We start from the raw sequence: 20,950 nt of genomic DNA on the forward strand, positions 1-20,950 counted from the left end.
GTCCTGTGAGCGCGCCGGTCACCGAGCAGCCGCTACACCGGGTCTGCGTGTGGTTCGGCGCGCACCTGATCATTGACCACGTCTCGGATCCGGCGCCCGCGGTCCGGCCTCACTGGCTGCCGGCGGGCTTCAGGTTCAGGACGATCTGCAGCGCGTTCTGCTGGGTCGGCTGAGCCGGCCCGTACTGGTTCTGCTCGTCCGGCCAGCCGACCCAGTTCTTGGTGCTGTAGAGACCGCCGACGTTCGACGCCGAGGTGGGGATCACCGGCATCTGCTCGACCATGATCTTCTGCAGCGTGTTCAGTGCCGTGGTCCGGGCGGCGTCGTCGGTGGCGTTGGCGTACTGATCCAGCGCCTTGGTAGCCTCCGGGCTGTTGAACCGGCCGTAGTTGCCGCTCACGCCGCCCTTGCCGACCGGCTTCAGGATCTTGCCGTCCATGATGTTCTGGTAGATGTCGAACGGCGTCGCACCACCGTTGGTCCAGTGCATCGCGGCGTCGAAGTTGCCCTCGTCGATGTTCTTGAACCACGCGTCCTGGTTGGCCTTGTCGACGGTCGCCTTGATGCCGATCGTGGACAGGTTGTCCTTGATGATCTCCAGGTCGGTGATGTAGTCGGACCAGCCGGCCGGGTCGGTCAGCGTGATCGTCACCGGCTTGCCGGTCGGGTCCTTCAATGCGTCGCCCTCGAACTTGAAGCCGGCGTCGGTCAGTTCCTTCTTCGCAGCGTCGACGTCGACCGAGTGCTTCTTGTCCTTGAACTCCGGCGCGATGAACGACTCACCGGCCGGCGTCGGGATGCCCGTGACGGACTCGACCTTCGGGTAGAAGTAGCCGGCCTCACCCTGCTGGAAGATGTCGTCGCGGTTGATCACCTTGTCCATCGCCCGCCGCAGCGCCGGGTTGTCGAAGGGCTTGCGGGTGGTGTTGATCCACAGGCCGTGGATGCCGAGGTTCGCCGGGAACCAGAGCTTGTGGTTCGCCGGGTCCTTGTCCTGGTAGACGGCCTTCACGTTCGGGACGAAGACGAAGCTCCATTCCGACGCGCCGTTGGCCAGCGCGGTGGTCTGCGCGTTGTTGTCGTTGTACGACGTGTACCGCAGCTCCTTGACCTTCGGCAGGTCCTGCCAGTACGAGTCCCGCAGCGTCAGCGTGGTCGTCTGCGGGGTGAACGACTTCACCGTGTACGGACCGGTGCCGATCGGGCTCTTCAGCGTGTCCTGGGTCGGGTCCTTCAGCGTCGACCACTGGTGCTTCGGAACCACGAACACGGTCAGGATCTTGTTCTGGTTGGTGAACTGGGACCGGGTGAAGGTCAGGTCGACCTTGTTGCCGGACGCGGTGATGGTGCCGTACGGGATCGCGTCCTGGTTCAGGCCCTCGTTGTCCTTGCGCAGCTGGAACGAGTAGGCGACGTCGTCGGCCGTCATCGGCTGGCCGTCGGACCACTTCACCCCGTCGCGGATCGTGAACGACAGCTTGGTGAAGTTCGCGTCCCACTTCCACTCGGTCGCCAGCCACGGCTTGCCGGGCTCGGTCGGCTTGATGCCGTTGATCATCACCAGCGGCTCGAAGATCATCCAGCGGTAGCCCAGTGAGGCGCCCGAGGAGGAGCCGAGGAACGGGTTGTGGTTCTCGGTCTGTGGGCCGTTGGGCATGCCAACGTTCAGAACGGTGGCCGCGGTGCCGGACGTGCTGCCGGTGTTGTTCCCGTCCCCGCTACTACAGGCAGCCAGGGTGGCTGCCGCGAGCAGGCCCGTCAGGGCCAGCGCGACAGTGCGTCGTGCTCGCATCGGTTCCTCCTGTGTATCTGTTGGCGGATGCTCACGCCTGAGCCGCGTGAGCAGGTGCATCGTGGCGTGAGAACGCTCTCATGGGAAGAGCGGACGCCTTAACGGATCGATATCGGGGGGTTACTGCCGGCGGCGGGACAGGGGCAGCTGTCCCGCCACCGGAGTCTTCAGTGGGACCGGGTTCTCGGGGCGGGCCTGGTCCTCGTGGTGACGGTCGGGGCGGTTGAGCTGCGGACGATCAGCGTCGTCGGCAGCACTTGGGGCTCGTCCGGCAGCGGGGTGCCGCCGAAGTAGCCCATCAGCATCCGGGCCGCCGCCTGGCCCATCAGGCGCATCGGCTGATGCACCGTGGTCAGGGGCGGCTCGGTGTGTTCGGCGTACGGGATGTCGTCGAACCCGACCACCGACACGTCGTTCGGCACGTTGCGCCCGGTCTCCCGGACGGCCTGGATGGCGCCGCCGGCGGAGAGGTCGTTGTGGGCGAAGATCGCGTCGAAGTCGAGTCGCTGGTCGAGGGCGTGCTGGACGCCGCGGCGCCCGCTCTCGTGGGTGAAATCGCCTTCGAACACGAGCCTCTGGTCGAGCTCGATACCGGCCTCGGCGTAGATGTCGCGGAAGCCGTCCAGGCGTTCGTGGGTGCAGCCGAACCGTTCGACGCCGGTGATCACCAGTGGCCGGCGACGGCCGAGTTCCAGCAGGTGCCGGGCGGCGGACTCGCCGCCGGCGTAGTTGGTGGTGGCGACGGACGGGAACTGCGGGCGCTTGGCCCGGTCGTCGATCAGGACGACCGGCAGGCCGCGCGCGTGGAGTTGCTCGATGTAGGTGAGGGTGCCTTCCGGCTCGATCACCAGCAGGCCGTCGAACGACTGGGCCGAGACCTGCGAGGCGAACTGGTGCATCGACTCCTCACCCCGGTTGAAGGTGAACAGCAGCAGTCCGTAGCCCTCGCTCTCGACCACGTCGACGGCGCCCTGCAGCACCTCGCCCATCCAGGGCCAGGTGAGCGACGGGACCAGCATGCCGACGATCCGGGTCCGGCCGCGGGCCAGACCGACCGCGCGGGCGCTCGGCACGTAGCCGAGCTCGGCGATCACCTGGCGGACCCGCTCGGCGGTGCGCAGGTCGAGCTCGCCCTTGCCGTTGAGCACGCGGGAGACCGTCGTCTTGCTGACGCCGGCACGCGCGGCCACATCGGCGATGGTGATCGACACTGCACTGCTCCCCTCGGGCGGGTGAGGCTCCAGCTGATCGCCGGAACCGGTTTCGGAAGCGGTTCCGTAGAGTGAAGCCGAGCGGACAAGGAGTCGTCAATCACGGGCCGGTAACGAATCGCTGCTTAGTTCACAACTTGGAGGAAGGGTCCTCTTCCGGTCGCCGGAGTGACGTGATGAACTCTGGGCGAGCGGCCTGCCTGGGGCCGGACCGGGTAGGGGCAGAGGGCATGGATGTTCGGCGGACCACTGTGCGCGACATGCGCCGGTCCAACCGGTCGGTCATCCTGTCCAGCATCTATCGCGACGGTCCCCTGAGCCGCCAGGAACTGAGTGTCCGGACCTCGCTGAGCGCCGCGAGCGTCAGCAACCTGGTCGGCGAGCTGATCGCCGAAGGTGTGGTCGAGGAGGCCGGATCGGTCGAGTCCGAAGGCGGCCGGCCGCGCGTCCTGCTGCGGGTGTCACCGACGTTCCGGTACGTCGTCGGCGCAGAGGTCGGCGAGACCCGGGTCCGGGTCGAGTTGTTCGACCTGGCCATGAACGTGCTGGCCACTGTCGACCACCCGATCGAGGAGCCGCAGCCGTCGGTCGTCGTGAAGCACGTGCTGGAAGGCCTTGCGACCGTGATCGCGTCCGCCGGCGTGCGCCCGGAGCTGGTCCTCGGGCTCGGCGTCGCGGTGGCCGGCATCGTCGAGGGTGATGCCGTCGTGCATGCGCAGACGCTCGGCTGGGACGCCGTACCGATCGGGCAGATGCTTGCTGAGGGCACCGATATCCCGATCCAGGTGGACAACGGCGCGAACACGCTCGGCCAGGCCGAGATGTGGTACGGCGCCGGCCGCGGAGCCACCGACGCGGTGGTCGCGCTGGTCGGCTCCGGCGTCGGTGCGGCCCTGGTCACCGACGGCTCGAGCTACCGCGGAACCCGCAGCAGTGCGGGCGAATGGGGCCACATGACGATCGCGTACGGCGGTCGCCAGTGCCGATGCGGCGCGATCGGGTGCCTGGAGGCGTACGTCGGTGCCGAGGGTGTCCTGGATCGCTATCGCCAAGCGGGCGGATCCGGGTTGTCCGCCGACGAGGAGACGGCGTTCGTCGAGTTGCTGGAGGCCGCGAGTACGTCGGAGGTAGCGGCAACGGTCGTCACCGACACGATCGGGTATCTCGCCGCCGGCTTCGCGAACCTGGTCAACCTGGTCAACCCCGAACGCATTGTCCTCGGTGGCTGGGCCGGCCTGCTGCTCGGTGAGCGGTACCTGCCCCAGTTACGTGAAGAGGTCGGCAAGCACGCGCTGCGACAGCCGTACCAGCAGGTCTCGATCGTCCTGTGTGCGCTGGGCCGCGACGCCGTTGCTCTCGGCGCCGCGACCCTTCCGGTGTTCCGGTTGCTTCGCGAGGGAGGCGCGCTACCTCCGGCGCGTTAGACGTTCCACTTCTGGTTCGCACCGCCGCCGCAGGTCCAGGTTTGCAGCGGGGTCGCGTTGGCGGAGTTGTTGCCGGTGACATCGAGGCACTTGTTCGCCTGTGGATTCACCAGATCGCGGGCCGCGGTGTAGTTCCATTGCTGGGCGCCGGATCCGTTGCAGGTCCAGAGCTGGACTTTCGCCCCGTCGGCAAGGGATCCGGCGTTGACGTCGAGGCACTTGCCCAGGGCCCGGATCGTGCCGTCACCGGGCCGGGTCCACTGCTGGGCGTTCGTACCGTTGCAGTCGTAGAGCTGGACCGGCGTACCGTCCGCCGTTCCCGCAGCCGCCACATCGGCGCACTTGTTGGCCAGTCCGGTGATCTGGGATCCGCCGGAGCCGGCGCCGAGGGTGGAGACACGGACGTAGTCGACGGTCATCGTCTGCGGCATCACCGTAGAGCCGTCCGGGTAGCCCGGCCAGTAGCCGCCGACTGCGACGTTCATGATCATGAAGAACGGGTGGTTGTAGACCCAGGTCTTGCCGTTCAGATCGGCCGGTGTCCGGCGCTGGTACTGGACTCCGTCGACGAACCAGGTGATCGCGTTCGGCTCCCAGTCGACCCGGAAGGTGTGGAAGTCGTCGGCGAACGACCACCCGTTCGGATGGTTGTACGCGGCACCGATGCCGTCGGCACCGGAGTAGCCCGGTCCGTGGATCGTGCCGTGCACGGTCGCGGGCTCGCGGCCGATGTTCTCCATGATGTCGATCTCGCCGTCGGTCGGCCAGTTACCGCCGCCGAGCATCCAGAACGCCGGCCAGATCCCTTGTGACCGGGGGATCTTGATCCGGGCCTCGAACCGGCCGTAGGTCTGGGTGAACGTCTGCGCGGTGAGCAGCCGGGCCGAGGTGTACTGGCACGGGCCGTAGTGACACTGGAAGCCGCCGTTCTCCTGGCGGGCGGTGATCACCAGGTTGCCCTGGCCGTCGAGGGCGGAGTTGCGGGTGCTGTTGGTGTAGTACTGCCGCTCGTCGTTGCCCCAGCCGGAGCCGCCGATGTCGTAGCGCCACTTGCCGGGGTCGGGGGCCTGGCCGGACGGGCCGTCGAAGTTGTCCTCCCAGATCGTCGCCGTCGCCGCGGCGGGCGCCTGCTGACGGGCCTGGGCGGGGGCTTGCAAGAGGGTGGTGCCGACCAGTGCGGCACCGATCGCGACGAGCGCCGCGATGCGGGAACGCTTCATGGATGCCTCATTTCTCACGGGGGGCGTCGGGAGTCAGGCTCGGCCGCAGCTTGCTGTGAGAACGCTTTCACGTCAAGCCCGGGACTAAATAAAAGACCTGAAAAAAGTCTCGGTTCGGCGTTGACACGACGATTCACCGATGGTTACCTCGTGGTGACCACCAGTTGCGGCGCGGGCAGACGCCGGCAACTCCCTGTTGTCCTCAAAGCCCTTTAGAACAAGGGAGAACCGCCCCATGCCCGCGAAACGCCTCCTGCCCGTCGCGGTCGCCGCCTTGTGCGCGGCCGCCGCCGGACTCGGTTTCGGCACCGCCCCACCGGCCCAGGCCGCCGGTGAGCAGGTCAACATCTGGCTCACCACCACGAACGACTCGGCCGGACAGAACGTCACCCGTGGCCTGCAGCAGCAGACCCCGATCAGCTTCGGCCCGGCCGGCGGCTCGGCCAACCAGACGATCACGGTCAACGAGAACACGACGTACCAGTCCTTCGAGGGCGGTGGCGCGTCGTTCGCCGACAGCTCCGCCTGGTTGCTGAACAGCAGCAACACGATCTCGGCCGCGACCCGCAACCAGGTCATGAAGGACCTGTTCGACCCGGTCAACGGCATCGGCCTGGCCTTCATCCGCAACCCGATGGGTGCCTCGGACCTGGCCCGCTTCAACTACTCCTACGACGACACCTGCTGCGACCTGAACGACTTCAGCATCAACCACGACCTGGCGGACGTGGTCCCGCTGACCAAGCAGGCCAAGCAGCTCAACCCGGCGGTCAAGGTGATGGGCTCGCCGTGGAGCGCGCCGGCCTGGATGAAGGACAACAACGACTTCGTCCACCGCGGCTGGCTGAAGGCCGAGTACTACCCGCTGTACGCGCAGTACTTCGTCAAGTACCTCCAGCAGAACGAGGCCCAGGGCAACCACATCGACTACATCTCGGTGCAGAACGAGCCGACGTGCTGCGGCAACGACAACACCGGCTACGCGTCGATGAACTGGAACGGCGCCGGTCTGCTCAACTTCACCAAGAACCACCTGTCCCCGGCGCTGCACGCCGCCGGGCTCTCCACCAAGGTGCTGATCCTCGACTACAACTGGGGCAACTACAACGACCTCGGTTCGGTCCCGATCGCGGACGCGGGACTGCGCAACGACCCGAACTTCGGCGGCATCGCCTGGCACGGGTACGGCGGCGACGTGAACCTGCAGACCCAGATCCACAACCAGTACCCGAACGTGAACGCGTACATGACCGAGCACTCGGGCGGGACCTGGATCCCGAACCAGCAGGTCGAGGACATGAACAACCTGATCGACTACACCCGCAACTGGGACAAGTCATGGGTGAAGTGGGGCATCGCTCTCGACGAGAACCACCTGCCGTTCGTCGGAGCCGGCTGCAACGTCTGTACCGGGCTCGTCACCGTGCACCGCAACGACAGCCAGCGCGGTCAGGTCACCAAGACGGTCGAGTACTACACGATGGGCCACCTGACCAAGTTCGTGAAGCCGGGTGCGCTGCGGATCGACTCGAGCGCGAACAACTCGGTGAAGAACGTGGCTTGGAAGAACCCGGACGGCTCGAAGGCGCTGATCGCGTTCAACACCACCGGCAGTTCGCAGTCGGTGCGGGTGAACTGGGGCTCGCAGTCCTTCGTCTACACGCTGCCCACCAAGACGTCCGCGACCTTCACCTGGTCCGGCACGCAGGGCGGTGGCGGCGGCGGTTCGGCGATCACCGGGCTGGCCGGCAAGTGCATCGACGTCGCCGGAGCCAACAGCGCCGACGGTACCGCCGTACAGCTTTACGACTGCAACGGTACGGCGGCTCAGCAGTGGGAGCGCCCGGGTGACGGGACGATCCGTGCCCTCGGCAAATGTCTCGACGTGAACGCCGGATCGGTCGCCGATGGTGCTCGCGTGCAGCTGTATTCGTGCAACGGAAGTGCCGCCCAGCAGTGGACCTATACGAGTGGGAGAGACCTGGTGAATCCGCAGGCGAACAAGTGTCTTGATGTCACCGGCAACAATTCCGCGAACGCGACCCCGTTGCAGCTCTGGACCTGCACGGGCGCGGCGAACCAGAAGTGGACCGTCTGATGCGCCGGGTAGCGGCGGTGGCCGCGGCTCTCGTACTCGGAGCCGGACTGCTGATGACGGCGGCACCCGCGCAGGCGGCGACCGGGACGATCACCGGGCTGGCCGGCAAGTGTGCCGACATCGCTGCGGCCAACACTGCCGACGGGACCGCCGTACAGCTCTATGACTGCAACGGGACCGGCGCGCAGAACTGGAGCCGCAACTCCAATGGCACGTTGACCGCGCTCGGCAAGTGTCTCGACGTCAGCGCCGGCTCGGTCGCGAACGGTGCCCGGATCCAGCTGTGGACCTGCAACGGAAGTGCCGCGCAACAATGGACCTACACGTCCGGCCGCGATCTGGTGAACCCGCAGGCGAACAAATGCCTCGATGTCACCGGCAACAATTCCGCCAACGGTACGCCCTTGCAGCTGTGGACCTGCACCGGTGCGGCCAACCAGAAGTGGAACGTCCCGGCGGCCGACGACGGACCGCCGCCGGCCGGTGGTGCGCCGATGGCGGCAGCGCCGTACCTGTACCAGGGCTGGGGCAGCCCGCCCAACCCGGCGACCGTGATGAACGCGACCGGGGTCAAGTGGTTCACGATGGCGTTCATCCTGTCCAACGGGTACTGCAACCCGCAGTGGGACGGGAACCGGCCGCTGACAGGTGGTGTGGATCAGCAGGCGCTCAACACGATCCGCGCCAACGGCGGTGACGCCGTGGTGTCGGTCGGAGGCTGGTCGGGCAACAAGCTCGGGCAGAGCTGCAACAGTGCGAGCGAGCTGGCCGGCGCGTACCAGAAGGTGATCAACGCGCTGTCGCTGAAGGCGATCGACGTCGACATCGAGGACCAGGAGTTCGCCAACGCCGCCGTCCGGCAGAAGGTGATCGACGCGCTGAAGATCGTCGAGCAGAACAACCCGGGCATCGCGACGTACCTGACCTTCGGTACGACGACCTCCGGTCCGGACGGGAACGGTCAGGACCTGATCCGGCGGGGCGCGGCCTCCGGGCTGAACCTGGACGGCTGGGTGATCATGCCGTTCGACTTCGGCGGTGGGTCGAACAACATGGGCACGCTGACCCGGCAGGCGGCCGATGGCCTGAAGAACCAGGTCAAGTCGGCGTACGGGCTGAGCGACGACGCGGCGTACCGCAAGATCGGGATCTCGTCGATGAACGGGATCACCGATGTCGCCGGGGAGCGGGTCAACCTGTCCGACTTCGAGTCGATGCTGTCGTACGCCTCGGAGCACCACCTGGCGCGCTTCACGTTTTGGTCGGTCAACCGTGACCGCCCGTGCACCGGTGGCCCGGCCGACTCCTGTGGCGGCGTGCCCCAGCAGCCCTGGGACTACACCAAGGTCATAGGCCGCTACGGCGGCTGACTCCTCCACCAACAACTGCCCGCCTGATCTTTGAGGCGGGCAGTTGTTGTGTTGACCCTCCGGTTACCGGAGGGTGGAGAGTAGGCGCATGACGGCAACGGTGACAGTCGGCGAGTTCTCCCGCCTCACCCATCTGAGCGTGAAAACGCTGCATCACTACCACGAGATCGGCCTGCTGGCGCCCGCGACGGTCGATCCTTCGTCCGGCTACCGGCGCTACGCCACGGCTCAGGTGGAGACGGCGTTGCTGATCCGCCGGCTCCGCGAGCTCCGGATGCCGTTGCCGGAAGTCCGCGAGTTGGTCGAGACCACCGACGGCACCAAGCGCGAGGAAACGCTGCGGGCGCACCTGGAGCGGATGGAGCAGGAGCTCGCGCACACCCGTGAGGTCGTCGTCTCGTTGCGCGAACTGCTCACCCCCGGCCGGCCAGCGCTCGATGTCGAATACCGGTTCATCCCCGCGTTTCGTGCGTACGGCGTGCGCGATCGGGTCGAGCGGGAGGGGATCGGGCCGTGGTGCGAGTACGCGTTCGGCCGGCTCAACGCGGTCGCCGGTGACATCACGGCCACCGCGGGAGCGACGTACAGCGACGACTTCTTCGCCGAGGACGCGGGCGAGGTCGTCGCGTTCCTGCCGGTCGCGCCGGACCAGGCGCCGGTCGACGGGGTCGAGCTCGTCGACCTGCCCAGCGGGTTCTTCGCGATCGCCGTCCACAGCGGGCCGCTGACCGACTTCGACCGGAGCTACGGCGCACTCGGTACGCACGTCGCCGAGCACTGCGAGGTCGCGCCGGGCCCGATCCGCGAGCTGTATGTCGTCGGGCCGGGGGACGACCCCGATCCCACCACCTACCGAACCGAGATCTGCTGGCCGATCCAGCGAATCCCTGCACTGAGAGGCTGAAATCCATGTCCATCACGCTCGAGAACGTCGTCTTCGACTGCACCGACGCCGGCGCCCTCGCCACCTTCTGGGCCGACGTGCTGTCCTCGAAGGTCGATGCTGACAGCAATGAGTTCTTCGCCACCGTGAACCGGTCCGCGGACGGGCCGACGCTGATGTTCGTCCAGGTGCCCGAGCCCCGCAACGGCAAGAACCGCCTGCACGTCGACCTCGCCACCGCGGACTGGTCTGCCGAGCTCGACCGCCTGGTCGGCCTCGGTGCCAAGCGCCTCGACGAGCACGACGAGTACGGCACTCACTGGATCACCCTCGCTGACCCCGAAGGCAACGTCTTCGACCTGGCAGAGATCCGCTAGCACCGAGATCCGCTTGCCACGTCCCTTGCGCGGGGGCTGGGGTGAGAGGAGGGTGGGGAGTGACCGGCGGCGCCGGCGGGGTGCTGCCCTGAGGTGAGGGGGTGGGTCGTGTACGCACGCTCCACCACGATCAACGCCCTGTCGGGATCGATCGACGCCGGCATCGCGCAGGTGCGGGACGAGGTCATGCCCGCGCTCCTGGAGATGCCCGGCTGTGTCGGTCTGTCGATGATGACGGATCGCGAGTCCGGCCGGTGCATCGCCACGAGTGCCTGGCGGTCGCAGGAGGCGATGCGAGCCACCGATCAGGAGCTCTGGTCGGTCCGGGACCGGCTCGGGCGGACGCTCGGTGGGACTCCGATGGTGCAGGAGTGGGAGATCGCCGTACTGCACCGCGATCACCGGTCGGTCGCCGGCGCCTGCATCCGGGCCACCTGGGTGAAGGTCGACCCCGCGAGGCTGGACGGGGCGATCGACGTCTACCGGCTGGCGTCGTTGCCGCGGCTCGAGGACCTGGCCGGCTTCTGCAGCGCGAGCCTGCTGGTCGACCGCGCGTCCGGCCGGGCGGTCTCGTCGGTCACGTACGACAGCCAGGAGACCATGGACGCGAACCGGGAGGCCGCCGCGTCGATGCGGTCGGCGACCGCGAAGGACGCCGGCGCCGAGGTGGTCGACGTCGGCGAGTTCGAGCTCGTCCTCGCCCATCTTCACGTCCCCGAGCTCACCTGAAGCAACCGTCGGCCCATCCGACCAGCGCGGCCCGGACCCAACTCCGGGCCGTCGCTCAGTCCATCGTGTCGAGATGGGCTTCGAGGGCGTCCAGGCGGGTGCGCCAGAGGTCGCGGTAAGGCTCGAGCCAGGTGTCGATCTCGGCGAGCGGGCCCGGGCTGAGGCGGTACCAGCGGCGTTGGGCCTCCCGGCGGACCTCGACCAGACCGGCGTCGCGGAGCACCTTCAGATGCTTCGAGACCGCGGGCTGGCTGAGCGACAGTTCGTCGACGAGCTCGCCGACCGGCCGTTCGCCGGTCCGCAGCAGATCCAGGATCTCCCGGCGCCGGGGCTCCGCCAGCACCTCGAACGTACTTGCCATATGAGGAATATACGTCGCCTACCGGCTGAGTTCGTGGTCGAAGGTCGCCTTGAAGGCGTCGCGGAAGAGGTCGGGCAGGCTGGTCTTACCGTCTTCGGAGGCCCAGCGAAGTAGGGCGACGTGGGCGACTCCCAGACAGGCGCTGGCGGCCGCGCGGGCCTGGAACTCGAAGGCCGGGTCGGACGAGTCGGCGCGGAGCGCGGTGACGAACGCTTCGTGCAGTCGGTTCTGGCTGTCGAGGTGGCGGGCTTGGAGGGCCGGTGTCGAGATCATCAGTCGCAGCCGGGCGAGCAGGAGCTCTCGATCCGGTCCGGTGGTCAGGTCGAACGTCGCGAGCATCGTCCGACCGATCCGGTCTGCCAACGATCCGGTGGTGGGAAGTTCGCTGATCGTCGCCGCGGCCAGCTGGTCGAGGTCGTCGTACAGGACGAGGTCTTCCTTGGTGGGGAAGTGCCGGTAGACGGTCATCGCGGAGACGCCGGCGGCGACCGCGACGTCGTTCACCGTCGTCGCGTCGTACGCGCGTTCCTCGAACAACCGGATCGCGTGCCGCTGGATCCGCTGCCGGGTCTCGGCACGCTGGCGGTCCTTCAGGTTCATGTGGTAGATACTAACAACATGATAGTTTCTAACATGAACGGCAGTGTGGCGTTGGTGACCGGAGCGTCGCGGGGGATCGGCCGCGCGATCGCGGAACGGTTGGCCGCGGACGGGGTCGAGATCGCGGTGCACTACAACAGCGACAAGGCCGGAGCCGAGGAGACCCTCGAGCGCATCGGCGGTCGTGGATTCCTGGTCGGCGCCGAGCTCGGCGTCCCAGACGATGTCGACGAGGTGTTCGGGCAGCTCTCGGAAGGTCTGTCGGGGCGGTCCTTGGGCATCCTGGTCAACAACGCCGCCGCGCCGCCGGCAGGTCCGCTCGAGACAGACACCGTGGACGCGTTCGACCGGCTGTTCGCGGTCAACGTGCGCGCGCCGTACTTCCTGATCCAGCGGCTGCTTCCGGTCCTGGCCGACGACGGTCGGATCGTCTCGATCTCGTCCGCCGCGACCCGGATGGCGAACCCCGTCCAGACGTCGTTCGCGATGACCAAGGGTGCGGTCGAGACGATGACTCTCACACTCGCCCAAGAGCTGGGCCGTCGTGGCATCACCGTCAACGCGGTGTCGCCCGGCGCGACCCGGACCGAGGCGAACGGCGCGTTCTTCGAGACCCCGGGACTGGTCGACTTCGTCACGCGGCAGACCGCTCTCGAACGGCTCGGTCGCGGCGAGGATGTCGCCGAGGTGGTCGCGTTCCTCGCCTCCGACGCGGCTCGCTGGGTCACCGGCCAGACCGTGGACGCCACCGGAGGGTTGTTCCTCGGACCTCGTTTCGCCTGACGGGGTTGGGTTTTCCCCCGGTCGGTACGGTGGAAGGCCCGACCCCGAGACGGCGGTTGGCCCCAGTGTGTGAGTGGTACGCGCGGGCCTAGCGTCGTCGGCATGCACACGACGAATCAGGTGATGATGGCCGCGCTGCAGGCGACACAGGAACCGACCGGAGGAGTGGCCGGCTGGGCCATCGACCTGATGGAGCGACTCGGAGCGCCAGGTGCGGGGCTCGCGGTCGCGCTGGAGAATCTGTTCCCGCCGCTGCCCAGTGAGGTGATCCTGCCGCTGGCCGGGTTCGCGGCCAGCCGCGGTGATCTCGGGCTGGTCAGTGCGATCCTCTTCACCACGCTCGGCTCGATCGTCGGCGCGCTCGCGCTGTACGGCGTGGGCGCCGGGCTCGGCCGGGATCGGACGAGGGCGATCGCCGGCAAGCTGCCGTTGGTGAAGGTGCAGGACGTCGACAAGGCCGAGGAGTGGTTCACCCGGCACGGGCCAAAGGCAGTGCTGATCGGCCGGCTGGTTCCGGTCGTGCGCAGCCTGATCTCGGTTCCGGCCGGGGTGGAGCGGATGTCGGTGGCGATATTCCTGGCGCTGACCGCGGTCGGCAGCCTGGTGTGGAACTCGTTGCTGATCGTTGCCGGCTATCAGCTCGGTGAGCGCTGGCATGTGGTCGAGTCCTCGGTGGGCATCTTCCAGAAGCTCGTGATCGCCGGTGCGGCGGCGGCGGTGGTGTGGTTCGTGGTGGTCAAGATCCGGGCCCGGCGTTCGGATGCTGAGAAAGTCAAGTAGCAAGCTCGACTTTAACTACGCTCGATCCATCACTTGCCGAGTTCAGGAGTTGGGTCAGATGCCCTCAGTCGCGTTCGAACCGCAGGTCGTACCGGATCCGCCGGTCTGGCCGCAGTCTGTTGTCACCGTGGTCGGCAACCCCCGGCCCGGGTCCAGGACCGCGGCCGCGGCGGCGTCCGTGGCGGAGTTGCTCGCCTCCGAGCTCGGTACGCCGTACCGGATCGACGAACTGGTCGACCTGGTGACGTTCGCACCGGCGATCTTCCAGGGAGAGCGGGCCGCGGACGAGGAGCGTGCGGCGCTGGAGAGCGCGGTCGATCTGGTGTCGTCGGCCTCGGTGATCGTGGTCGCGACGCCGGTGTACAAGGGCAGTTACACCGGTCTGCTGAAGAGCTTCCTGGACGTTCTGCGACCGCAGGCTCTGGCCGGTGCGGTCGTGGTGCCGGTGACGGTTTCCGCGGCGCCGAGCCACAAGCTGCTCGCTGACCAGCATCTGCGTCCCGTTCTGGCCGAGCTCGGTGCGAGCGTTCCGGTCCCCGGCGTCATCCTCGAGGAGCGCGACCTCGAGGACCTCCAGGTGGTCCTCTCCGGCTGGCTCCGCACCAACGCCGGCATCGTCCAGGCCACCACCATCGCCCTGCAACCGATCGCTGAACCAACCCCTGCGCAGTAGGCCCGAGCGCGGCTTCCGGAAGGTTGCTTCCGGAAGCCGCACAGGTCAGTCCGCGTGGGTTGGCTGGGTGGGGGAGTGACGCAGGGTTGTGGTGGCGGGCAGCAGGGTTGAGGCGAAGGTGAGGAGGGCGGCGGCTCCGACGATCACGCCGTAGATCCACAACGGGCCGGTGGGGATGGCGCTGGTGGAGACCTTGGCTGAGTAGGGGAGGAGGCAGGCCAGGGCAACCAGCGTGCCGAGAGTGATGCCGGCCAGGGTGACCAAGGTGCTTTCCGTCCACAGCATGCGGAGGACCTGGCCGCGGGTGGATCCGGTGAGGCGTTGGAGGGCGAACTCGCGGCGCCGGCGCAACGTGGTCGAGACGAGAGTGTTGACGACCGAGACCGCGGTGTAGGCGATCAGCATCCCGACGAGCATGTAGTTGACCCAGGCCTGTGTCTGCAGGTCTTCCGCGTTGGCGGCAACCAGGCTGTCCCGGTCGGCGACCTGTACGCCGGGATGCGCGGCGGCGAGCTTGGTCAGGGCCGGTCGTACGTCGGCCCCCGGTGCGGTGCGAACCAGGATCTGCTTGGTCAGTCCGTCCGTGGTGTGGGCGGCGACGAGCGAAGCGGGCAGGATGATGCTCTCGTAGCCACGCTCGGCCGCGAAGGTCCCGACCACCCGCAGTGTCACCGCGGTGCCGTCGCCCAACGTCATGCTGATCGTCGAGCCCACCGGGCGGTCGATCTTGCCGGCCACATAGTCCGGCAGCGCGACGGTCGACTCGGTCAAGCCGATGAGTGATCCATGCGTCAGCCGTACCGGCGCCGTACCGTCCGCGCCCTGGGCGTCCACGCCGATCAGCGGAGCGCCGTCCTCGTCGAACGGAGCGTTGCGGGGCTCGTCGATCGTTCCCAGGCTGGTGACGAACGCCGACGCACTCGTGACACCCGGCACCGCACGGACCTGGCTCAGCACCGTGGGGGACAGGCCTGCGTCCGAGACCAGTACGGCGTCCGCCCGCAGGTCTCGCGTGAACGCCTCGGACGACGCGTGGACCTGCGTGGTCTGCATATAGAGGTTGGCGGTCGAGATGCCGACGGCAAGCATCACCGGCATCACCGCGGCCGACATCGCCACCGAGCGGGCAGTGACGTTGCGGATCGCGAGGCGACCGTTGACCCGGGTCAGTGCCTGCACCGGCCAGCGCCATACCGCAAGGACTGCCTTGGTCCAGAACGGGCCGAGCAGTGCGACACCGATGGCCCAGCACAGGATCGATGGGCCTGCGGTTGCACCCGCGAGCGGACCGGTCATCACGGTCGCGGTGACGATCAGCAGTGCGAGGCCGCCACCGAGGAACGCCAGACCGAACAGCAGGCGTACCCAGCTGAACCACTTCCGCTGCAGTGAAGCCTCCATCAACGCCTCGACCGGCCGGATCTTTGCCGACTTGCGAGCCGCCATCAGGGCGGCACCGATGGCCGCGAGGACGGCCGCACCCGCGCCGGCGGCGAACGGGATCAGGCCCTGGGAGAACTCGACGACCGGCGATGCGACGCCGTGCGAGCCGAGTTGGTCGAACAGGAACCGGCCGAGGAAGATCCCGGGTACGGCGCCCAGCGCGACCGCCGGGAGCGACACGAGCATCGCTTCGCCGAGGATCATCCGCCGGACCTGACCAGGCGTCGTACCGATGCCGCGGAGCAGCGCGAACTCGCGCTCGCGGTGCTGGGCGGACAACGCGAGCGTGGACGCGACCACGAACATCATGGTCATCGTCGCGATCCCGCCGAACGAGCCGGCGATCGAGATCAGCGCGGTCCGGTGCGACTCGGCGTCCGGGTGCTCGGCCAGACCGCGGTCGATCCCGGCGCGGACGGTGATCTCGCCATCGAGAGCCTTGATCCGGTCCTTCAGGTCGTCGACGTTGGTGCCAGGGGCAACCAGTACGCCGACATCGGCGAAGCGGGCGGGGTTGCCGGCCAGCTCGGCCGCCTCGCGGTCGGAGAAGAATGCATGACCCGTCGGTCCGGTAGCCGACCCGCTCACCGTGAAGGTCGACGGCTCGCCGTCGATCAGGAAGGTGACCCGGCTGCCGACCTTGGCGCCCGGCATGACTACCTGGCCGGCGCGCGGCGCGTGACCGGACGTCAGCTTGTACGGCGCAAGCGCGGCCGAAGACCAGTTGTGGCCTTCAGCAACCGAACCACCGATCGCTGGGAACGTGAGGTCGCCGATCGCGGCCGAAACGCCTTGCACAGAACGGATCTTGGCGACGAGGTCGACCGGTACGCCGACCCGCTCGGGCAGCGGGGTCGCGTCCTCAGCTCCCGGGCGCAGATGAGATTGGTTGCCAGTGACGACGAGTGAGGCGGCGGCGAGCCGGGTGGGCTCGACGTTGGAACGGATCCCCGTCTCCATCAGGCCGCCGCAGGCCATCACGATCGCGGTGCCGAAGACGACCGCGACGAAGGTGGCGATGAAGCCGCTCTTGCGGTGCTGCAAGGTGCGGACTGCCAGGCGCATCATCCCGCTACCGCCTTCAGCTTGGACCGCGCGCCGAGGTGGGTCATCCGGTCGGCGACCTCTTCGGCCGTCGGCGCGGTGAGGCTGCCGGCCAGGACGCCGTCGGCCAGGAAGACGACCTGATCGGCGTACGACGCGGCGACCGGGTCGTGGGTGACCATCACGACCGTCTGGCCCTGCGTACGGACGGGCTCGCGGAGCAGCTCGAGTACGTCGGCCGCGGTCTGGGTGTCGAGAGCGCCGGTGGGCTCGTCGGCGAAGATCACGGCCGGCCGGGCGACCAGGGCGCGAGCGATGGCGACGCGCTGCTGCTGGCCACCGGACAGTTCACCGGGACGGTGCTTGCGCCGGTCGCCGAGGCCGACCCGGTCGAGGACCTCGCGGACCGCGGCGCGGTTCACGCGGCGGCCATCGAGCTCCTGCGGCAGGGTGACGTTCTGCCAGACGGTCAGCGCGGGCAGCAGGTTGAAGGATTGGAACACGAACCCGATCCGCTCGCGGCGGAGCTCGGTGAGCCTGCGCTCGCTCAGACCGGCCAGTGGCCGGCCGTCGATGTAGACGCTGCCGGAGGTGGGCCGGTCGAGCCCGGCGGCACAGTGCAGGAAGGTGCTCTTGCCCGACCCGGACGGGCCCATCACGGCGGTGAAGGTGCCGGGCGTGAAGTTGATGCTGATGCCGTTGAGGGCGGTGACGGTGTTGGTGCCCCGGCCGTAGACCCGCCGTACGTCGTTGAGGACGACTGAGTACTCGGTGCCGACGACTGTTTCCCGCGTCCGTTTCTTCATGCCGATGACGCTACGGAGCGCGGGCGTGCCTCCCCATGGTGCTGGACCGCCGCGCGGGGTAGGTGAAAGTCCACCTAGGAACGGAGTAGTGCGCGCAATCCGGCCGTGTAGGAGGCGGGCGTGACGTCGCCGATCAGCAGGCGCTGGAGGACGAAACCGGGCACCATGCCGAACATGACCTGCGCGATGTCGGCTGGGTCGGCGTCGGCGGGAACAGTGCCGTCGGCCTGGGCCCGGCGGGCGATCTCGAGGAAGTGGTCACGCAGCTGGCAGTACTTGCCGCGGGCGGTCCGGTGGATCGACTCGTTGCGCAAGGCTTCCGCCCAGGCCTGGACCGCGACCCGGGTGACATCGCCGCCGGGTGCCTCGGCGACGGTGACCACGTGGTTGAGCGTCGCCTCCAGCGCGGCCAGCGGTGACAGCGGCTCGTCGGTGGCGAGGATCTTCTCGAAGAGCTCGTCGATCGTGCTCAGCGCGTCCTCGGCGATCGCCGCGACGATGTCTTCCTTGCTCTTGAAGTAGCCGTATACCGCGCCGGCGGACAGGCCCGACGCGCGGATCACGTCGGCCATCGTCGTCTTGTGGAAGCCCTGCTCGATCACGCAGAGCCGGGCGGCGTCGACGATCTGCTGTCGGCGGGCCAGACGGTGCTCCTCAGTGACCTTGGGCATGTCCGGAACATAAAACGAATGTCCGTTCTTGACAAGTCGGCGTGGATGTTCCAGGCTCGAAACAATAAAGAACGGTCATTCGGTTTTGTTAGGAGTCCCCGCCATGTCCGCTGAGGTGCACGCGGCCGAACGTCGCCGGCCGCCGCTGGTTGCAGTCATCACGCTGCTGACCGCCCTGCTCACCGTCCTGCTGATCGCCTTCGCCTGGCCGGCCGCGCGGTCCGAACCGCGCGACCTGCCGCTCGCCGTGGCCGGTCCCGCCCCGGCCGTCCAGCAGGTCACGACCGGTCTCGACCAGGCGATGCCCGGTGGCTTCGAGATCACCGCCGTACCGGATCGGGCCGCCGCTGTGCAGAAGATCCAGGATCGTGATGTGTACGGCGCGATCGTGCTCGACGCGGCGCAGCCCGAGGTGCTGACCGCCTCCGCGGGCGGTCCCGTGGTCGCGCAGCTGCTGACGCAGATGTCGGCCCGGCTCTCCCCGGAGAACCCGCCGAAGGTGACGGACGTCGTACCGCTGCCGCAGGACGACCCGCGCGGTGCCGGTCTCGCCGCGGGTGCGCTGCCGCTCGTGCTCGGTGGGATCATCGCCGCCGGCGCACTGACGCAACTGGTGCGGTCCGGTTCGAGGCGGATGATCGGTGCGGTCGCGTTCGCGATCACGGGTGGGCTCGCGCTGGCCGCCGTACTGCAGTACTGGCTCGGTTCGTTGGAGGGCAGCTACCTCGGCACCGCGGGTGTGATCGCGATGTCGATCTCCGCGATCAGCCTGACACTGCTCGGGCTGGAGTGGCTGCTCGGGACGGCGGGTCTCGCGCTCGGTGGCGCGGTGATGATGCTGCTCGGCAACCCGTTGTCCGGGATGACGAGTGCACCCGAGATGCTGCCCAGCGGCTGGGGCACGCTGGGGCAGTTGCTGCCGCCCGGAGCCGCAGGTACGGCGCTGCGCTCGGTCAGCTTCTTCGACGGTGCGGGGGCCGCTCGGCCGCTCGTCGTACTCAGCTGCTGGTTGATCGCCGGATTCGCGCTCTGTGCACTCGGAGCGATGAAGTCGCAGCACGCCGTACAGGCCCGCCACGAGGCGAAACCAGTTACTGCCTGAATGTCATGACAACGCGGTGACCAGATTGTTACGTACCGGTCACCGCGTTACTGCGCACCTGCGCGGACAACGTTGTCTGTCAAGCATTGACTTCGGCGGCCCAGGACTCCTACGGTCGCGGGAAAGCCCGCTCGGTTCGGGCTGTGGTACCGGGATGACAACGATTGCCCGAAGGTGGACCTGATGGTGACAAGGAAACGTTTCAAAGCGGCTGCTGTGGTGAGTGCGCTGCTGCTGGCGGTCTCGGCCTGCAGCCAGGGTTCGACGACCAAACAGCCGGAGGCGGGCGGCTCGCAGAGCTCGGGACCGGCGCACATCAAGATCGCGTACCAGCAGTGGGGCCCGGGCGTGGTGATGAAGAACTTCCTCACCGGCGTCAAGGCCGAGTACGAGTCGGCCAACCCCGGGTCGACGGTCGAGATCCTGCCCATCGTGGCCAGCGAGAACGACTACTACACCAAGCTCCAGCTGATGATGCGGTCGCCCAACACCGCGCCGGACGTGGTCTACGAGGACACCTTCCTGATCAACTCCGACATCACCGCGGGCTACCTGCGGCCGCTCGACGACTACATCAAGAACTGGGACCAGTGGAGCCAGTTCGAGGACACCGCCAAGGGTGCGGCCAAGGCGCTGGACGGCAAGACGTACGGCGTCCCGGACGGCACCGACACCCGGGCGCTCTGGTACAACAAGCAGATCTTCGCCAAGGCGGGGCTGCCCGCCGACTGGCAGCCGAAGAACTGGGACGACGTACTGTCGGCTGCTCGCACCATCAAGCAGAAGGTCCCCGGCGTCATCCCGATGAACGTGTACTCGGGCAAGCCGATGGGTGAAGCCTCGGCCATGCAGGGCTTCGAGATGCTGCTGTACGGCACGAAGGACACGCTGTACAACAACGACCAGCAGAAGTGGGTCGTCGGCAGCCAGGGCTACAAGGACTCGCTGAACTTCATCAAGACCGTCTACACCGAGGGCCTCGGCCCGTCGCCGAAGCAGGCGCTGGACCCGAACATGGGCAGCAAGGTCGGGACCGAGCTGCTGCCGGGCGGCAAGCTGGGGATCGCGCTCGACGGCTCCTGGATCTACGGCAACTGGCAGAAGACCGGTGCGAAGCCGTGGCCGCAGTGGACCACGGTGATGGGCCAGACCGCGATGCCGACGCAGGACGGCGGCGGCAAGGGGAAGGTCAGCCTGTCCGGCGGCTGGACCTGGGCGATCCCGGCCAAGTCGAAGAACCCGGACGCGGCCTGGAACCTGATCAAGACCCTGCAGACCCAGAAGAACGCGGCCAAGTATGCGACCGACGGCGCTCAGATCGCGGTCCGCAAGGACGTCGCCTCCGACGCCGGCTACAAGAGCTCCTCGCAGAGCACGCAGTTCTTCACCGACCTGGTCTCGGTCACCGTGTACCGGCCGGCGTACGCCGAGTACCCGAAGGTCTCCAACGAGATCATCACCTCGATGGAGGCGGTGATGACCGGACAGTCGTCGGTCGACAAGGCGGCGAAGAACTACGACGAAGCGGTCGAAGGCATCGTCGGCAAGGACAAGACGACCCAGGGCCAGTAACCCGGCCCGGC

General features: G+C 67.8%; 19 protein-coding genes. 11 read left to right on the plus strand and 8 right to left on the minus strand.

Annotated features, from left to right (window positions below; all coding sequences use genetic code 11):
* Nucleotides 1–109: 109 nt before the first annotated feature.
* Both AB0E63_RS39495 and AB0E63_RS39500 read right to left on the minus strand, forming a co-directional pair.
* Nucleotides 110–1,792, minus strand: a complete 1,683-nt coding sequence (locus AB0E63_RS39495; RefSeq protein ID WP_360377878.1) for an ABC transporter substrate-binding protein — start codon at nt 1,790–1,792, stop codon at nt 110–112.
* Nucleotides 1,793–1,959: 167 nt separating this feature from the next.
* Entirely contained in the window at nt 1,960–3,003 is a 1,044-nt protein-coding gene (locus AB0E63_RS39500; protein WP_360377881.1) for a LacI family DNA-binding transcriptional regulator, read from the minus strand.
* 230 nt (nt 3,004–3,233) lie between these two features.
* On the opposite strand from AB0E63_RS39500, the gene AB0E63_RS39505 reads away from it, so the two are divergent.
* Nucleotides 3,234–4,427 (plus strand): ROK family transcriptional regulator, encoded by a 1,194-nt coding sequence (locus AB0E63_RS39505; protein WP_360377883.1) that lies wholly within the window; start codon nt 3,234–3,236, stop codon nt 4,425–4,427.
* Here AB0E63_RS39505 and AB0E63_RS39510 read toward each other — a convergent pair.
* Nucleotides 4,424–5,647 (minus strand): family 16 glycosylhydrolase, encoded by a 1,224-nt coding sequence (locus AB0E63_RS39510; protein ID WP_360377886.1) that lies wholly within the window; start codon nt 5,645–5,647, stop codon nt 4,424–4,426. The genes AB0E63_RS39505 and AB0E63_RS39510 overlap by 4 nt on opposite strands.
* A gap of 235 nt (nt 5,648–5,882) precedes the next feature.
* On the opposite strand from AB0E63_RS39510, the gene AB0E63_RS39515 reads away from it, so the two are divergent.
* The 5 genes from AB0E63_RS39515 (at nt 5,883) to AB0E63_RS39535 (ending at nt 11,104) form a co-directional block, all read left to right on the plus strand.
* The gene (locus AB0E63_RS39515) at nt 5,883–7,745 is read left to right on the plus strand and encodes a lectin (protein ID WP_360377888.1); all 1,863 of its coding nucleotides are present in this window, start codon (nt 5,883–5,885) and stop codon (nt 7,743–7,745) included.
* Nucleotides 7,745–9,115, plus strand: a complete 1,371-nt coding sequence (locus AB0E63_RS39520; protein WP_360377890.1) for a ricin-type beta-trefoil lectin domain protein — start codon at nt 7,745–7,747, stop codon at nt 9,113–9,115. Before AB0E63_RS39515 ends, AB0E63_RS39520 begins: the two co-directional genes overlap by 1 nt.
* Before the next feature lie 88 nt (nt 9,116–9,203).
* Entirely contained in the window at nt 9,204–10,019 is an 816-nt protein-coding gene (locus AB0E63_RS39525; protein ID WP_360377892.1) for a MerR family transcriptional regulator, read from the plus strand.
* A gap of 5 nt (nt 10,020–10,024) precedes the next feature.
* Nucleotides 10,025–10,375 carry a VOC family protein gene (locus AB0E63_RS39530; RefSeq protein WP_360377894.1) on the plus strand — a complete coding sequence of 117 codons (351 nt, stop codon included), beginning with the start codon at nt 10,025–10,027 and terminating at the stop codon, nt 10,373–10,375.
* A gap of 108 nt (nt 10,376–10,483) precedes the next feature.
* Nucleotides 10,484–11,104, plus strand: a complete 621-nt coding sequence (locus AB0E63_RS39535) for an antibiotic biosynthesis monooxygenase (protein ID WP_360377896.1) — start codon at nt 10,484–10,486, stop codon at nt 11,102–11,104.
* 55 nt (nt 11,105–11,159) lie between these two features.
* Here AB0E63_RS39535 and AB0E63_RS39540 read toward each other — a convergent pair whose 3' ends face one another.
* Together AB0E63_RS39540 and AB0E63_RS39545 are read right to left on the minus strand one after the other, a co-directional pair.
* On the minus strand, nt 11,160–11,465 hold the full coding sequence (locus AB0E63_RS39540) for a metalloregulator ArsR/SmtB family transcription factor (RefSeq protein WP_360377898.1): 306 nt from the start codon (nt 11,463–11,465) through the stop codon (nt 11,160–11,162).
* An 18-nt stretch (nt 11,466–11,483) separates the two neighbouring features.
* On the minus strand, nt 11,484–12,065 hold the full coding sequence (locus AB0E63_RS39545; protein ID WP_360377900.1) for a helix-turn-helix domain-containing protein: 582 nt from the start codon (nt 12,063–12,065) through the stop codon (nt 11,484–11,486).
* Nucleotides 12,066–12,098: 33 nt separating this feature from the next.
* Here AB0E63_RS39545 and AB0E63_RS39550 point away from each other — a divergent pair, with 33 nt between their 5' ends.
* The 3 genes from AB0E63_RS39550 to AB0E63_RS39560 all read left to right on the plus strand — a co-directional run bounded on the left by AB0E63_RS39550 (nt 12,099) and on the right by AB0E63_RS39560 (nt 14,301).
* On the plus strand, nt 12,099–12,848 hold the full coding sequence (locus AB0E63_RS39550) for an SDR family oxidoreductase (RefSeq protein ID WP_360377902.1): 750 nt from the start codon (nt 12,099–12,101) through the stop codon (nt 12,846–12,848).
* Nucleotides 12,849–12,950: 102 nt separating this feature from the next.
* Entirely contained in the window at nt 12,951–13,628 is a 678-nt protein-coding gene (locus AB0E63_RS39555) for a DedA family protein (protein ID WP_360377905.1), read from the plus strand.
* A 58-nt stretch (nt 13,629–13,686) separates the two neighbouring features.
* Nucleotides 13,687–14,301, plus strand: a complete 615-nt coding sequence (locus AB0E63_RS39560) for an NAD(P)H-dependent oxidoreductase (protein WP_360377909.1) — start codon at nt 13,687–13,689, stop codon at nt 14,299–14,301.
* Nucleotides 14,302–14,346: 45 nt separating this feature from the next.
* On the opposite strand, the gene AB0E63_RS39565 is transcribed toward AB0E63_RS39560, so the two are convergent.
* The 3 genes from AB0E63_RS39565 to AB0E63_RS39575 all read right to left on the minus strand — a co-directional run bounded on the left by AB0E63_RS39565 (nt 14,347) and on the right by AB0E63_RS39575 (nt 18,265).
* Nucleotides 14,347–16,812 (minus strand): FtsX-like permease family protein, encoded by a 2,466-nt coding sequence (locus tag AB0E63_RS39565; RefSeq protein WP_360377912.1) that lies wholly within the window; start codon nt 16,810–16,812, stop codon nt 14,347–14,349.
* Nucleotides 16,809–17,594 carry an ABC transporter ATP-binding protein gene (locus AB0E63_RS39570; RefSeq protein WP_360377915.1) on the minus strand — a complete coding sequence of 262 codons (786 nt, stop codon included), beginning with the start codon at nt 17,592–17,594 and terminating at the stop codon, nt 16,809–16,811. The genes AB0E63_RS39565 and AB0E63_RS39570 overlap by 4 nt, the downstream gene beginning before the upstream one ends.
* Before the next feature lie 74 nt (nt 17,595–17,668).
* Nucleotides 17,669–18,265 (minus strand): TetR/AcrR family transcriptional regulator, encoded by a 597-nt coding sequence (locus tag AB0E63_RS39575; RefSeq protein WP_360377917.1) that lies wholly within the window; start codon nt 18,263–18,265, stop codon nt 17,669–17,671.
* Nucleotides 18,266–18,368: 103 nt separating this feature from the next.
* Here AB0E63_RS39575 and AB0E63_RS39580 point away from each other — a divergent pair, with 103 nt between their 5' ends.
* Nucleotides 18,369–19,367 (plus strand): hypothetical protein, encoded by a 999-nt coding sequence (locus AB0E63_RS39580; protein ID WP_360377919.1) that lies wholly within the window; start codon nt 18,369–18,371, stop codon nt 19,365–19,367.
* A 183-nt stretch (nt 19,368–19,550) separates the two neighbouring features.
* Nucleotides 19,551–20,939, plus strand: coding sequence for an extracellular solute-binding protein (locus AB0E63_RS39585; protein WP_360377921.1), 1,389 nt, complete (start codon nt 19,551–19,553; stop codon nt 20,937–20,939).
* Nucleotides 20,940–20,950 lie beyond the last annotated feature (11 nt).

This window comes from Kribbella sp. NPDC026596 (assembly GCF_040638415.1).
Lineage (GTDB): Bacteria > Actinomycetota > Actinomycetes > Propionibacteriales > Kribbellaceae > Kribbella.